Source organism: Micromonospora sp. LZ34, assembly GCF_052981855.1.
The window spans coordinates 47,730-61,307 of sequence record NZ_JBRIQN010000005.1 but is presented as its reverse complement, the minus strand read 5'-3'; the positions used below and the strand labels follow the sequence as shown (position 1 = coordinate 61,307).

The 13,578-nt window shown below is 72.6% G+C and carries 12 protein-coding genes; 7 read left to right on the top strand and 5 right to left on the bottom strand.

What is annotated here, in order from left to right; translation table 11 throughout:
• Positions 1-182: 182 nt before the first annotated feature.
• From ACVCAH_RS07965 to ACVCAH_RS07945, 5 genes are all read left to right on the top strand, one after another.
• Positions 183-1,493, top strand: a complete 1,311-nt coding sequence (locus ACVCAH_RS07965) for an extracellular solute-binding protein (RefSeq protein ID WP_447135398.1) — start codon at positions 183-185, stop codon at positions 1,491-1,493.
• Positions 1,494-1,607: 114 nt separating this feature from the next.
• On the top strand, positions 1,608-2,591 hold the full coding sequence (locus tag ACVCAH_RS07960; protein ID WP_447135397.1) for a carbohydrate ABC transporter permease: 984 nt from the start codon (positions 1,608-1,610) through the stop codon (positions 2,589-2,591).
• Positions 2,588-3,496: a carbohydrate ABC transporter permease gene (locus ACVCAH_RS07955; RefSeq protein WP_447135396.1), complete on the top strand. Its 909-nt coding sequence runs from the start codon at positions 2,588-2,590 to the stop codon at positions 3,494-3,496. Before ACVCAH_RS07960 ends, ACVCAH_RS07955 begins: the two co-directional genes overlap by 4 nt.
• On the top strand, positions 3,493-4,926 hold the full coding sequence (locus tag ACVCAH_RS07950) for a GH1 family beta-glucosidase (RefSeq protein WP_447135395.1): 1,434 nt from the start codon (positions 3,493-3,495) through the stop codon (positions 4,924-4,926). The genes ACVCAH_RS07955 and ACVCAH_RS07950 overlap by 4 nt, the downstream gene beginning before the upstream one ends.
• An 82-nt stretch (positions 4,927-5,008) precedes the next feature.
• Positions 5,009-6,055, top strand: a complete 1,047-nt coding sequence (locus ACVCAH_RS07945) for a LacI family DNA-binding transcriptional regulator (RefSeq protein ID WP_447135394.1) — start codon at positions 5,009-5,011, stop codon at positions 6,053-6,055.
• A gap of 44 nt (positions 6,056-6,099) precedes the next feature.
• Here ACVCAH_RS07945 and ACVCAH_RS07940 read toward each other — a convergent pair whose 3' ends face one another.
• The 3 genes from ACVCAH_RS07940 to ACVCAH_RS07930 are packed head-to-tail and all read right to left on the bottom strand — an operon-like array spanning position 6,100 to position 8,584.
• The gene (locus tag ACVCAH_RS07940; protein WP_447135393.1) at positions 6,100-6,234 is read right to left on the bottom strand and encodes a hypothetical protein; all 135 of its coding nucleotides are present in this window, start codon (positions 6,232-6,234) and stop codon (positions 6,100-6,102) included.
• Positions 6,235-6,248: 14 nt separating this feature from the next.
• Positions 6,249-7,472 carry an acyl-CoA dehydrogenase family protein gene (locus ACVCAH_RS07935; protein WP_447135392.1) on the bottom strand — a complete coding sequence of 408 codons (1,224 nt, stop codon included), beginning with the start codon at positions 7,470-7,472 and terminating at the stop codon, positions 6,249-6,251.
• Positions 7,472-8,584, bottom strand: coding sequence for a phosphotransferase family protein (locus tag ACVCAH_RS07930; protein WP_447135391.1), 1,113 nt, complete (start codon positions 8,582-8,584; stop codon positions 7,472-7,474). The genes ACVCAH_RS07935 and ACVCAH_RS07930 overlap by 1 nt, the downstream gene beginning before the upstream one ends.
• A gap of 149 nt (positions 8,585-8,733) precedes the next feature.
• On the opposite strand from ACVCAH_RS07930, the gene ACVCAH_RS07925 reads away from it, so the two are divergent.
• Positions 8,734-9,435: an amino acid-binding protein gene (locus ACVCAH_RS07925; protein WP_447135390.1), complete on the top strand. Its 702-nt coding sequence runs from the start codon at positions 8,734-8,736 to the stop codon at positions 9,433-9,435.
• Between the two features lie 152 nt (positions 9,436-9,587).
• Positions 9,588-10,640, top strand: a complete 1,053-nt coding sequence (locus ACVCAH_RS07920; protein ID WP_447135389.1) for a GNAT family N-acetyltransferase — start codon at positions 9,588-9,590, stop codon at positions 10,638-10,640.
• Positions 10,641-10,741: 101 nt separating this feature from the next.
• Here ACVCAH_RS07920 and ACVCAH_RS07915 read toward each other — a convergent pair whose 3' ends face one another.
• Together ACVCAH_RS07915 and ACVCAH_RS07910 are read right to left on the bottom strand one after the other, a co-directional pair.
• On the bottom strand, positions 10,742-12,307 hold the full coding sequence (locus tag ACVCAH_RS07915; protein ID WP_447135388.1) for an aldehyde dehydrogenase family protein: 1,566 nt from the start codon (positions 12,305-12,307) through the stop codon (positions 10,742-10,744).
• 431 nt (positions 12,308-12,738) lie between these two features.
• Positions 12,739-13,491, bottom strand: a complete 753-nt coding sequence (locus ACVCAH_RS07910) for an LPXTG cell wall anchor domain-containing protein (RefSeq protein ID WP_447135387.1) — start codon at positions 13,489-13,491, stop codon at positions 12,739-12,741.
• Positions 13,492-13,578 lie beyond the last annotated feature (87 nt).

Here is a 13,578-nt window from a genome sequence, read left to right as displayed (position 1 = left end):
ACCCCTGAAACGCCCCAGCAATCTCATGGGAGCGCTCCCGACGGGTGCGTACTCGCCCGCCGCCCGGCTCGGCGGCGGGTGGACCTCACACGAGCCTGGAACACCTCCGGAAGCCGGCACCGACGAAGCAGCGTCAGGCATCCGCAACCACCACACGAACCACCACCTGAGAGGGGTCAGGGATGAGCGTCATCGGGCGAGGATTCCGCACTGTCGCGGTCGCCGCGCTCGCCGTGGGCGTGGCCCTCGGCAGCACGGCGTGCAGCAAGAAGAACGACGACGAGGCAAGTGGCGAGGGCGGACAGGTCAAGCTGGTCCTGCAGACCTTCCAGAACTTCGGCTACGACCAGGCCATCAAGGACTTCGAGGCGGCCAACCCGAACATCAAGGTCGAGCACCAGAAGATGGGCGAGCTGCGCGACTTCCAGCCGAAGCTGGTGCAGTGGCTGGCGGCGGGCAGCGGCGCCGGCGACGTGGTCGGCCTGGAAGAGGGCGTGCTCCTGCAGTACGTGCAGAACCACGACAAGTTCGCCAACCTGCTCGACCTGGGTGCCAGCGAGCTGAAGTCCAACTTCCCGGAGTGGAAGTGGAACAACGCGATGACTGCCGACGGCAAGAAGCTGATCGGTCTCGGCACCGACGTCGGCGGCCTGGCCATGTGCTACCGCAAGGACCTGTTCCAGCAGGCGGGCCTGCCCACCGACCGCGACGAGGTCTCCCAGCGGATCAGCACCTGGCAGGACTACATCGCGCTGGGCAAGGAGTTCAAGGCCAGCGGCAAGGTCAAGGCGGCCTGGCTGGACAGCGCCACCAGCCTGATGCAGCCGCACGTCATGCAGAACTCCGAGACCTTCTTCTTCGACAAGGACAACAAGTTCATCGGTGACACCAACCCGGTGGTCAAGCAGACCTGGGACATGGGCCTGCAGATGGCCGCCGATGGCCTCACCGCCAAGGCACAGCGGTGGAGCGCCGACTGGGACGCGGCCTTCAAGAACTCCGCCTTCGCCACCCTCCCCTGCCCGGCCTGGATGACCGAGGGAGTCATCGCCCAGCGGTCCGGGCCGGCCAACTCCGGCAAGTGGGACATCGCCAAGATCCCCGGTGGCGGCGGCAACTGGGGCGGCTCCTACCTCGCCGTCCCGGCCCAGACCAAGCACCCGAAGGAGGCGTACCTGCTGGCCAAGTACCTGACCAGCAAGGAGGGGCACCTGGCGGCGTTCAAGGAGGCGGGCGCCATGCCGTCCGACATCGCCGGCCTCGAGGATCCGGCATTCAAGGACAAGACGAGCGACTACTTCAGCGGCGCGCCCACCGGCCAGATCTTCGGTGAGAGCGTCAAGAACATGAAGCCGGTCTTCCTCGGCGCCAAGCACCAGCAGATCTGGGAGACCATCGTCGAGCCGCAGATGCAGGCGGCTGAGCGCGGCCAGCTCAGTTCGGACGCCGCCTGGAAGAAGGCGATGGACGAGGCCAAGAAGGCGACCAGCTGAGTCGCCGCTGACCTGCCGAGCCCACGGTGCCCGTGGGCCGGCGGCGGCGCCCACCCCGACACGGGGGTGGGCGCCGCCGCCAGGTCACCGCCGCCCACCCCGGAAGGACCTGCCATGAGCTCTACTGTCGGCGCGGCACCGCCACGGCACGCTGCCACGCCAGTCCGCCCGCCAACCGCACCACGTCGAACCTCGTACCGGCTCGGCCGCTGGGACATCAAGTACTCGCCGTACCTCTACGTCGCGCCGTTCTTCGTCCTCTTCGGGATCTTCGGCCTCTTCCCCGTCCTCTACACCGTCTACGTCTCGCTCTTCGACTACGAGCTGCTCAGCGGCACCAAGGAGTACGCGGGGCTGGAGAACTACCGCGAGCTGCTGGCGGACAGCCAGTTCTGGAACGCCGCGTACAACACGGTCGGCATCTTCGTGCTCAGCACGGTGCCGCAGCTCATCGTCGCGCTCCTGCTCGCCAACATGCTGAACCGGCAGTTGCGCGCCCGGACGCTGCTGCGCATGGGCATCGTCATCCCGAACATCACCTCGGTGGCGGCGGTCGGCATCATCTTCGCGCTGATCTTCGCCGACCGGTACGGGCTGGTGAACTGGTTGCTCGGCACCGTCGGCATCGATCCGGTCGCCTGGCGGGACAACCGCTTCGCCTCCTGGTCCGCGATCGCCGCGATGGTCGACTGGCGGTGGACCGGCTACAACGCCCTGATATACCTCGGCGCCATGCAGGCCATTCCCAAGGACCTGTACGAGTCGGCGTCACTGGACGGTGCCTCGGCGTGGCGGCAGTTCTGGCAGATCACCGTGCCGCTGATCCGGCCGACCATCATCTTCACGGCCATCATCTCCACCATCGGCGGGTTGCAGATCTTCACCGAGCCGCTGATGTACGGCTACGGGATGATCCGCGGTGGCGCGGAGCACGAGTTCCAGACCCTGGCGATGTACATCTACGAGCGGACCTTCACCGGCAACGCCGAGTACGGCTACGGCGCCGCCATGTCCTGGATGCTGTTCATGATGATCATTGTCTTCGCACTGATCAACTTCGCGCTGGTCCGCCGGTCGGTGAAGGGGGAGCAGCGATGACCACCACCCAGGCCCTGCCCCGCTCGGTGGCTCCGCCGCCGGGCGCCCGGCCGCCCCGCCGGCGCCGCCGTGCCCCCGGTGCCCAGCTCTGGCAGGCCAGCCCGCTGACCTATCTCGCGTTGATCATCGGCTCGGTGTTGTCGATCTTCCCCATCGTCTGGTCGTTCATCGTCGCGTCCCGGGACAACAGCGCGGTCTACGAGATGCCGCCCACCCCGGGCGGGCTGCTCTTCGACAACATCGAGCGGATGCTCGCCAACGAGGACGCCGCGTTCCTCTACGGGCTGGTCAACTCGGCCGTGGTCTCGAGCATCGTCACCGTCTCGGTGATCTTCTTCTCCAGCCTGGCCGGCTTCGCCTTCGCCAAGCTGAAGTTCCGGGGCCGCAACGGACTGCTGTTGGTGATCATCCTGACCATGATGGTGCCGACCCAGCTCGGCATCATCCCGCTCTACCTGATGATGGTCGAGCTGGAGTGGACCGGCACCCTGCAGGCGGTCATCGTGCCGTTCCTGGTGCAGGGCTTCGGGGTGTTCATGATGCGCCAGTACGCCATGTCCGCGGTCAGCGACGAGCTGATCGAGGCGGCCCGCCTCGACGGCTGCTCGACCTGGCGGATCTACTGGAACGTCGTGCTGCCCGCGCTGCGTCCGGCCGCGGCGGTGCTCGGACTGCTGACCTTCATGCAGACCTGGAACGAGTTCCTCTGGCCGTTCATCGTGCTCACCCCGGACACCCCGACGGTGCAGTACTCCCTCAAGATCCTCTCGTCCGGCCTGTACCAGACGGACTACACCGCCCTGTTCGCCGGCACCGCGCTGGCGACCCTGCCGTTGCTGATCGTGTTCATCATCTTCGGCCGCCAGATCATCGGCGGCATCATGGAAGGCGCCGTCAAGTCGTGAGCAACCCCGCCACCCCACCCGCCCTCGGCGTACTCGACGAGCGCCCGCCGCTGACCTTCCCGCCCGGCTTCCTCTGGGGCGCCGCCACCGCGGCGTACCAGATCGAGGGCGCGGCGGCCGAGGGCGGCCGGACCCCGTCGATCTGGGACACCTTCAGCCACACGCCGGGGCGGGTGGTCGCCGGGCACACCGGCGACGTGGCCTGCGACCACTACCACCGGCTCGACGCCGACATCGCGCTGATGGCCGAGCTGGGGCTCAGGTCGTACCGGTTCTCGGTCTCCTGGTCCCGGGTGCAGCCCGGCGGTTCCGGTCCGGCCAACGCCGAGGGGCTGGACTTCTATCGGCGGCTGGTCGACCGGCTGCTGGCGCACGGCATCGAGCCGTGGCTCACCCTCTACCACTGGGACCTGCCGCAGCCGCTGGAGGACGCCGGCGGCTGGCCGGCCCGGGACACCGCGGGCCGGTTCGCCGACTACACCCGGCTGGTCGCCGACGCCCTCGGTGACCGGGTGCGCTACTGGACCACGCTCAACGAGCCGTGGTGCTCGGCGTTCCTCGGCTACGGCTCCGGCGTGCACGCGCCGGGCCGCTCGAACGGGGCGGACGCCGTCCGGGCCGGGCACCACCTGATGCTCGGCCACGGCCTCGCCGTGCAGGCGCTGCGCGCGGCCCGTCCCGACGCCGAGGTCGGGGTGACGGTCAACCTCTACCCGGTCACGCCGGCCGGCGACTCGCCCGCCGACGCCGACGCCGCTCGGCGGATCGACGGGCTGGCCAACCGGTTCTTCCTCGACCCGATCCTGCGCGGGTCGTACCCGGCCGACGTGCAGGCCGACCTGGCCACGGTCACCGACTTCGGGCACGTCCGCGACGGCGACCTGGCGGTGATCTCCACGCCGCTGGACCTGGTCGGGGTCAACTACTACAGCCGGCACCTGGTGGCCGCCCCGGTCGACGGGGTCGCGCCGGAGAAGTACTGGCGGTCGCCGTCGTGCTGGCCGGGCAGCGAGGACGTCCGGTTCGTCACCCGCGGCGTGCCGGTGACCGACATGGACTGGGAGATCGACGCGCCGGGCCTGGTGGAGACGCTGCGCCGGGTGCACGAGGAGTACACCGACCTGCCGCTCTACGTCACCGAGAACGGGTCGGCCTTCGTCGACACGGTGGCCGACGGGGAGGTCGACGACGCCGACCGGCTCGCCTACTTCGACGCCCACCTGCGCGCCGCCCACGAGGCGATCGGCGCCGGGGTGCCCCTGCACGGCTACTTCGCCTGGTCGCTGATGGATAATTTCGAATGGGCCTGGGGTTACACCAAGCGGTTCGGCATGATCTACGTCGACTACGACAGCCAGACCCGCATCCCCAAGTCCAGCGCCAGGTGGTACGCCGAGGTGATCCGACGCAACGGTCTGGCCGCACAATAGGCGGGGACCAGCCAGTACCGGGCGGTCCCGGCGCCACCTCGCGCAGGTGTGCCGGGTCCGCCCGACGTCGGAGGAGCAGACGATGACAACGCAGCGCACCCGGTCGCTCGGGCGCCCGACCCTCGACGCGGTCGCGGCCCGCGCCGGCGTCGGCCGCGGGACGGTGTCCCGCGTGGTCAACGGCTCGCCCCAGGTCAGCCCGGAGGCCCGGGCCGCGGTGCAGCAGGCCATCGCCGAGCTGGGGTACGTGCCGAACCGAGCCGCCCGCGCCCTGGTCACCCAGCGCACCGACTCGGTCGCGCTGGTCGTCTCCGAATCCGGCGACCGGGTGTTCACCGAGCCGTTCTTCGCCGCCATCGTGCGCGGCATCAGCTCCGGCCTGCTGGAGACGCCGATGCAGCTCTGGCTGGCCATGGCGCAGTCCCCGGTGGAGCGGGAGCGGGTCGAGCACCACCTGACCAACCAGCACGTCGACGGGGTGCTGCTGCTGTCGCTGCACGACGCCGACCCGCTGCCCACCCTGCTCGAGGAGCGCGGCCTGCCCACCGTGCTCGGCGGCCGCCCGGCCCGGATGCTGCAACCGGGCGCCCAGCCGGCCTGGTACGTCGACGTGGACAACGTCGGCGGCGCCCGCCGGGCCGTGGAGTACCTCGCCGGCCGGGGGCGGCGGCGGATCGCCACCATCGCCGGCCCGCAGGACATGGGCGCCGGCCTGGCCCGGTTGACCGGCTACAAGGAGGCGGTCAAGGCCGCCGGGGGCGGGGTCAACCCGGACCTGGTGGCGTACGGGGACTTCAGCGAGGAGAGCGGGGCGGCCGCCATGCGGCGGCTGCTGGAGGTCTGCCCCGACCTCGACGCGGTCTTCGTCGCCTCCGACCTGATGGCGTTCGGCGCGCTGCGGACGCTGCGCGAGGCGGGTCGGCGGGTGCCTGAGGACGTGGCGGTGGTGGGCTTCGACGACGCGCCGGTCGCCCGGCAGGCCGACCCGCCGCTGACCACCGTGTTCCAGCCGGTGGAGGAGATGGGCCGGCAGATGGCCCGCCTGCTGGTCGCCCGGATCCGCGGCGACGAGCTGCCCTCCCCGCACATCCTCCTCGACACTCAACTCATCGAGCGCGCCTCCGCCTGACCCGCACCGCGCCCCGGCCGATCACCCGGACGGCGCCGGGGTGATCAGTAGCTCGGCAGGGCGATGGCGGTGGCCGCCTGGTGGATCGGCTCGATCACCTTCGCGGTGATGCGATTCTTACCGGGCAGCCGGCCGCCGCCACCTGGCAGCGGCCGGGAGACCGGGTGGGCCGAGCCCACCCGGCACATCCTGGTCAGGCGGGGGCGGGGGTCCAGCGGCGGAGTTCGCGACGGGCGAGGGAGGCGCGGTGGACCTCGTCGGGGCCGTCGGCCAGGCGCAGGGTGCGGGCCTGGGCCCAGAGGGCGGCCAGCGGGGTGTCCTGGCTGACCCCGGCGCCGCCGTGCGCCTGGATCGCCTTGTCGATCACCCACTCGGCCATCGCCGGGGTGGCGATCTTGATGGCCTGGATCTCGGTGTGCGCGCCCTTGTTGCCGACCGTGTCCATCAGCCAGGCGGTCTTGAGCACCAGCAGCCGGGCCTGCTCGATCCGCACCCGGGACTCGGCGATCCACTCCCGCACCACGCCCTGCTCGGCCAACGGCCGGCCGAACGCGACCCGCTCGCTGGCCCGCCGGCAGAGCAGTTCCAGGGCCCGCTCGGCCATCCCGACCAGCCGCATGCAGTGGTGGATCCGCCCCGGGCCGAGCCGGGCCTGGGCGATGGCGAACCCGGTGCCCTCCGCGCCGATCAGGTTCTCCGCCGGCACCCGTACGTCGACGAAGTCGACCTCGGCGTGCCCGCCGTGCGGGGCGTCGCTGTAGCCGAAGACGGTCATGCCCCGGCGGACCGTGACCCCGGGGGTGTCCCGCGGGACCAGCACCATGCTCTGCTGGCGGTGGCGGTCGGCGCCCGGGTCGGTCTTGCCCATCACGATGAAGACCTCGCAACGCGGGTCCATTGCCCCGGACGACCACCACTTGCGGCCGTTGATCACGTAGTGGTCGCCGTCCCGGGTGATCCGGGTGGCGATGTTGGTGGCGTCGGAGGAGGCGACCTCCGGCTCGGTCATGCAGAACGCCGACCGGATCTCGCCCTCGAGCAGCGGCTCCAGCCAGCGCTTCCGCTGCGCCTCGGAGCCGAACTCGGCGAGCAGTTCCATGTTGCCGGTGTCCGGGGCGGCGCAGTTGACCGCCTCCGGGGCGAGGTGCGGGCTGCGCCCGGTCAGCTCGGCCAGCGGCGCGTACTGGAGGTTGGTCAGCCCGGCGCCGTAGCGCGGGTCGGGCAGGAAGAGGTTCCACAGGCCGCGCCTGCGCGCCTCGGCCTTCAGCTCGGCCATCACCGGCGGCCGGGCCCACGGGTCGCCGGTGGCGGCGACCTGTTCGGCGTGCACCGGCTCGGCCGGGTAGACGTGCTGCTCCAGGAACGCGGTCAGCTCCCCGCGCAGCTGTTCGGTGCGGGCGTCGTACGCGAAGTCCATCAGCGCTCCCTGGCGGCGGTCAACCCGTGCGCGACCAGCGGTGCCACCATCTCGCCGATTCGGTCGAAGCCCTCGCCGAGGGTCTGCCCCAGCGTGTGCCGGTAGTGGATGCCCTCGCAGATCACCGCGAGCTTGAAGCAGCCGAGCGCGACGTGCCAGTGCAGCGGGCCGACGTCGACGTCGCCGCGGCCGGCGTAGCGCTCGATCAGCTCGGCGCCGGTGGGGAAGCCGGCCCGCGGGCCGAGCCCGTCGGCGACCGGGTTGCCGGCGGCCGTCTCGCTGTCGCCGAGCACGTCCCAGTAGGTCAGCAGGAGCCCCAGGTCGGCCAGCGGGTCGCCGAGGGTGGCCATCTCCCAGTCGAGCACCGCCCGGACGGCGACCGGGTCGACGGTGGCGAGGAGGTTGTCCAGCCGGTAGTCGCCGTGCACGATCCGGCCGGCGTTGGCGCCCTCGGGCGCGGTGGCGGCGAGCCGGTCGCGCAGCTCCTCGATGCCGGGCAGCGGCCGGCTGCGGGAGCGTTCCAGCTGGCCGGCCCAGCGGCGTACCTGCCGGGCGAGGTAGCCCTCCGGCCGGCCGAAGTCGGCCAGCCCGACCGAGGCCGGCTCGACGGCGTGCAGCGCGGCCAGCGTGTCCATCATCGCCATGGCCAGCTCCCGCCGCTGGTCGGCGGTGAGCGGGTCGGTCTGGGCGCGGGTGCGGAACACCTCGCCGGGCACCCGCTCCATCAGGTAGAACGGCGCGCCGATCACCTCCGGATCCGGGCAGTGCAGCAGCGCCGCCGGCACCGGTACGTCGGTGGGAGCGAGGGCGGAGATCACCCGGAACTCCCGGGCCATGTCGTGCGCGGTGGCCAGCACGTGCCCGAGCGGCGGGCGGCGCAGCACGACCTGGTGCTCGCCGGCGTGCAGCAGGTAGGTCAGGTTGGACTTGCCGCCGGCGATCAGCCGGGCCCGCAGCGGGCCGGCGGCCAGCTCGGGCCGGTGCTCGGCGAGGTAGCCGGCGAGCCGGTCGAGGTCGAGCCCGACGGGGGACGCGGTGGGGGTGGAGCCCCGCTCCGGCGGGGTGGCCGGGGCGGTCCCCGGCCGGAGCGCGTCGACGGCCGGATCGGTCATCCGACTAGTTGATGGCAGCCCGACCGGCTTGTCAAGGTCGGATTTTGCCCCCGGGACATGCCGCGGCAACAGGGACGAAATGGGCAACGATCAGGCTGGTGCCCAGCCTGCCGGCCGCGCTGCCGGCCCGCCGAGCGGAGGGTACACAGATGTTGCTGCGAGTTCGGGTCACCCTGCCGGACCGTCCGGGCACGCTCGGCCAGGTGGCGCGCACCATGGGCGTCTCCGGTGCGGACATCGTCCAGGTGGTGGTGCTGGAACGGCTCGGCGGGCGGGCGGTGGACGACTTCACCGTGGTCTGGCCGGGCGCGGCCCGGGTGGAGCGGCTGCTGGCCGGCCTGGCCGCGATCCCGGGGGTGCGGGTGGACGGGGTGTGGCGGGCGATCGGCGCGCCCACCACCACCGGGCAGGACGCCGAGTTGCTGGCCCAGGTGGCGGCGAACCCGGTCGACGGGGTCGCCACCCTGGTCGACGCGGTGCCCGGGCTGCTCGCCGCCGACTGGGCGGTCGCCGCGGTGGTGCCGCTGAACTGGGCCACCCGGGCCGGCGGCGGGGAACCCACGGTCGGGCACGCCAGTTGGCGGGCGCCCGTACCGCCGCGGCTGCCGGAGGTGACCCCGCTGCGCGCCCGGGCGGTCGACACGCCCGACGGCGGCCACTTCGCGGTCGCCCCGTTCGGCCGGGCCGGCCTGGTGCTGGTGGTCGCCCGGGAACGCACCGACCCGCTGGCCGCGCCGGCGTTCCACACCACCGAGGTGGACCGGCTGGCGCAGCTGGTCCGGGCCAGCGCGGTGATCCTCGGCGACCGGCTGGACCTGGTCGGCGCGCCGCCGGTGGTCGCCGGCCCCTGACCCGCGGCGACCCCCCGCCGCCGGCCGGTGGCGGTCCGGCCGCCGGCACCGCTGTGGCGCAGGTCGCGTCCGCGGTTCCCGGGCCGTCACCCCGGGGCAACCGGCCGGCAACAGCCACCGGCGAGGGTCGTACCCGGGGAAGGGAGGCAACCATGACGTTGTGGCGGATCCGAGCCACCGTGGACGACCGGCCGGGCTACCTGTCGGTGCTCACGGCCAGCCTCGCGCTGCGCGGGGTCAACATCCTCACCGTGCAGGTGCACACCACCGAGCGGGGCGCGGTCGACGATTTCCTGGTCGACGCGCCGGACACGCTCGAGGAGGCCGACCTCGTCGCCGCCGTGGAGCGGGGGCGGGGGCGGGACTGCTGGGTCGCGCGCAGCGAGGCGCGCGGGCTGGCCGACCAGCCGACCCGGGTGCTCGGGTTGGCCAACCGGCTGGTGCGCGACCCGGACGCGACCGGGGAGGCGCTGCGCACTCTGCTCGGCGCGGACACGGTCAGCTGGCGGCCCGCGCCGGCCGGCGTCCGCGGCGGCAGCACCGAGCGCACCATGCTGCTGGCCGACCCGGGCGGCGGGTCCTTCGTGCTGCGTCGGACCGCCCCCGACTTCACCCCGGCCGAGTACGCCCGGGCGCAGGCCCTGGTCGAGCTGGCGGCGACCGTCGGGCGCCGGGCGGCCGAGCAGGTGACCCTGGTCCTGCCGGACGGCGCCGAGGTGGGCGTACGACCGGCCGGCGCGGACGACCTGGCGGGCGTGGTGGAGCTGCACGAGGCGTGCTCGGCGCGCAGCCGGCACCGGCGCTACCTGGGTGGGGCGGCGACGCCGGCGCCGACCCGGTTGCGCCGGCTGCTGGAACCGGCGCGCGGGTTGACCCTGCTTGCCGCCGCGCCCGGCTGCGGTGGGGCGGGGGAGCCGGTGGTGGCGATGGCGAACCTGCTCGCCGAGGGGGACGAGGCCGAGGTGGCGCTGCTGGTCCGGGACGACTGGCAGCGGCGCGGGCTCGGCTCGGCGCTGCTGCGGCGACTCGTCGGGCACGCCGAGCGGGCCGGGTACGCGGCCCTGGTGCTGCACGTCCAGGCGGAGAACACCCCGATGCTGCACACCCTGCGGCGCCTGGCCCGGCCGACCAGGAGCGAGCGCGACGCCGCCCTCCTCACCCTCACCGTCCCCCTGACCGCCCCCACCGCCGTCCACCCCCGCTGACCCCGGGGAACCCACGCGCGATCCCGCACTTTCCGCCCCCGGCGGACCGGCACATGCCGCGGGCCGAAAGGGCAGGATCGCGCGAGTGGGAAGCGGTCGGGTCAGGTGGCGGGGTAGCTGCTGTAGTCGGGGAAGTTGCCGTAGAGGCGGTCGTCGCCGTTCTGGGTGACCGCCTGCACCAGGAGGTCGCCGCCGACGAAGGCGCCCTTCCAGGAGGCGCCGCGGCCGCCGAACGGCTCGTCCCGGTCGCCCCGGGAACGGGGCTTGTTGATGCCCACCTTGAACGCCTGCAGGTCCACCGCGAGCTTCGCCGCCTCGTCCTCGTCGTCGCAGGCCAGCGAGGCGACCAGCGCGCCGTTGGAGGCGTTCATCGCGGCCAGCAGCTCGTCGGTGGTGTCCACCACCACGATGGTGTCGACCGGCCCGAACGGCTCGGCGTGCATCAGCCGGGACCGCCCGGGCGGGGCGAGCAGCACCGCCGGCGCCACGTACGCGGAGGTGTCCTGCCCGTCGAGGAACGGCGCGCCGTCCAGCTTGCCCCGGTGCAGCGGCACCGCGCCGCCGCGTACCGCCTCGTCGACCTTGCGGCGCAGCTCGTCGGCCTTGGCGGCGCTGATCAGCGGGCCGAAATCCAGCTCCGGCAGCGGGTCGCCGGCGGACCAGTCCTCGTCGACGGCGAGGGGGTGTCCGAACCGGACCGAACGCACCACCGGCAGGTACATGTCGAGGAACTCGTCGACCAGGTCCCGCTGCACCACGAACCGCGGGTACGCGGTGCAGCGCTGCTTGCCGTACTCGAAGCCCTTCTTCAGGTGTCCGGCGAGCAGGTCCCACTGGGAGAAGTTCCAGACGCCCCAGGCGTTGAGCCCCTCCTGCTCGATGAAGTGCCGCTTGTCGGAGTCGAGCAGCGCGGCGGCCACCTTGCCACCGTTGGACCGCCCGCCGACGAACGCCACCGCGCCGATCTCCGGCGCCCGGACCAGCACCTCGGAGAGTTCCTCGCCGCTGCCGGAGAGGAGCGTGGCGGGCAGCCCGGCCCGGCGCATCAGCGCGTGCGCGACGGTCAGGCAGACCGCCCCGCCCTGCGACGGCGTCTTGGCGATGACCGCGTTGCCGGCCAGCAACTGCACGAGTTCCGCGTGCACCAGCACGCTCATCGGGTAGTTCCAGGAGGCGATGTTGCTGACCGGGCCGGGCAGCGGCTCCCGGCCGTCGGCGAGCATCCGGTCGATCTCGCCGACGTACCAGCGCACGCCGTCCAGCGCCCGGTCCACGTCGGCGCAGGCCAGCCGCCATGGCTTGCCGATCTCCCAGACCAGCAGCAGGGCGAGCAGGTCGCGGTGCGCGGTGAGCGCGTCCAGCGCGTCGGTGACCCGGGCCTTCCGCTCGGCCAGCGGCGTCGCGGCCCAGTCCCGGTGCGCGGCGGCGGCGTGCGCCACGGCGGCCCGGGCGGTCCCGGCGTCCAACCGGGACAGGTTGACCAGGACGGTGTTGTCCACCGGCGTGCGGACCGGGGTCGGCGCCCCGACCGCGCGCCAGTCACCCTCGACGAGGTTGTGCAGGGTGGTGATGCCGTCGGCCGGTGGGCCGAACGCCTCCGGGGCGGCGGCCACCGCGCGGGCGAGGGTGTCCGACCAGGCGGTGCCGTCGGCGAGTCGTAGAGCCATCGCGATCTCCTCAGGGTCGTCCGGGGAGCGGCGGCGTCGATGGCACCGCTGGTGTCGCGTACTGTCGCGCGCCGTGCTGCGGCCCGGCAACAGTACGTTCGTATGCCGGAACGCGACGCCCGCGAAAAGCCGGTCCCGACCGCGACAAACGGTCGCGTCCAGTCGCACTGAGCTGGGCGTACGCGGTCAGAGCATCTAATACTATCGATGATGTGATGTATCTCCGGGCGCCGTCGACCGGGTTACCCGTGAGTACGGATCGCGGCTGGGAACGGATCAGATCCGGACTGCCGCGGGTGCCCGCCCGGCGCCGCCGACGACCGCGACGGGCGTGCCGTCGGGTGGGTCGCGCGGCCGGTCGGCGGTACGGACCCGGACACGCGAGCGGCCGCCGGACAGGTGTCCGGCGGCCGCTCGGGCGCTGCGTCAGATCAGCTGGTGAAGGTGATGTTGTCCCGCCGGCGGCGCAGCACCAGCAGGGTGCCGCCACCGATCAGGGCGAGGCCGCCCAGCGCGATGCTGGTGGTGGCCACACCGGTCAGCGGCAGGCCGCCGCCGTTCTCGCCACTGCCGCCCCCGACGCCGCTGCTCTCCGACGGCGTGACCGAGGTGGACGGCGTGACCGAGGTCGACGGCGTCACGGACCCGGACGGCGAAGCCGGCGTGGTCGGGGTCGCGGGCGTGGTCGGGGTCGTGGGCGTGGTCGGGGTGGTCGGCGTGGTCGGGGTGGTCGGCGTCGACGTGCCGGCGCAGGTGTGGCTCAGGTTGAACTTGTCGGCCTCGCCGTCGACCACGGCGCTGCCGTCGACCAGCGTCCACCCGGCCGGGGTGAAGACGTAGGCGTGCTTGACCTGCGGGTCCTTGCCGCCGGTCGAGTCGAGGAAGTCGGTGTAGGGGTCCGTGGGATCCGGCACCTTCACCGTCACCGTGCCGCTGCCGTTCGAGAAGGTCAGCGTCAGGCTCTTGAAGTCGCCGCCGCCCTGGGGCAGCACGAAGTGCCAGCCGTCGTAGCCGGCCGGCAGGTCGTCGAACTTCTCGTCGTTGCAGTCCTGGGTCTCGAACCCGGCCGCCGTCTCGTCTTTGTGGTCCGGGTTGATTTCAATGGTGGTGCTGGACGCCCAGGCCGGGGTGGCAAGGGTGAGGCAGGCCGCGGCGGCGGCAGCAGAAACGGCCGCGCGCGCCACGCGCCGACGCTGTGGCATGAGGATTCCTCCGGAGTGGATCGAGGGGACAGCACATGATGGCACAGGGCGTGACGGACGTCGACATCA

Bases quoted from the DNA above. Each gene is read 5' to 3' on its own strand.
- ACVCAH_RS07955 (WP_447135396.1), top strand. From the start codon at position 2,588: ATGACCACCACCCAGGCCCTGCCCCGCTCGGTGGCTCCGCCGCCGGGC.
- ACVCAH_RS07945 (WP_447135394.1), top strand. From the start codon at position 5,009: ATGACAACGCAGCGCACCCGGTCGCTCGGGCGCCCGACCCTCGACGCG.
- ACVCAH_RS07930 (WP_447135391.1), bottom strand. From the start codon at position 8,584: ATGACCGATCCGGCCGTCGACGCGCTCCGGCCGGGGACCGCCCCGGCC.
- ACVCAH_RS07960 (WP_447135397.1), top strand. From the start codon at position 1,608: ATGAGCTCTACTGTCGGCGCGGCACCGCCACGGCACGCTGCCACGCCA.
- ACVCAH_RS07935 (WP_447135392.1), bottom strand. From the start codon at position 7,472: ATGGACTTCGCGTACGACGCCCGCACCGAACAGCTGCGCGGGGAGCTG.
- ACVCAH_RS07965 (WP_447135398.1), top strand. From the start codon at position 183: ATGAGCGTCATCGGGCGAGGATTCCGCACTGTCGCGGTCGCCGCGCTC.
- ACVCAH_RS07920 (WP_447135389.1), top strand. From the start codon at position 9,588: ATGACGTTGTGGCGGATCCGAGCCACCGTGGACGACCGGCCGGGCTAC.
- ACVCAH_RS07925 (WP_447135390.1), top strand. From the start codon at position 8,734: ATGTTGCTGCGAGTTCGGGTCACCCTGCCGGACCGTCCGGGCACGCTC.
- ACVCAH_RS07915 (WP_447135388.1), bottom strand. From the start codon at position 12,307: ATGGCTCTACGACTCGCCGACGGCACCGCCTGGTCGGACACCCTCGCC.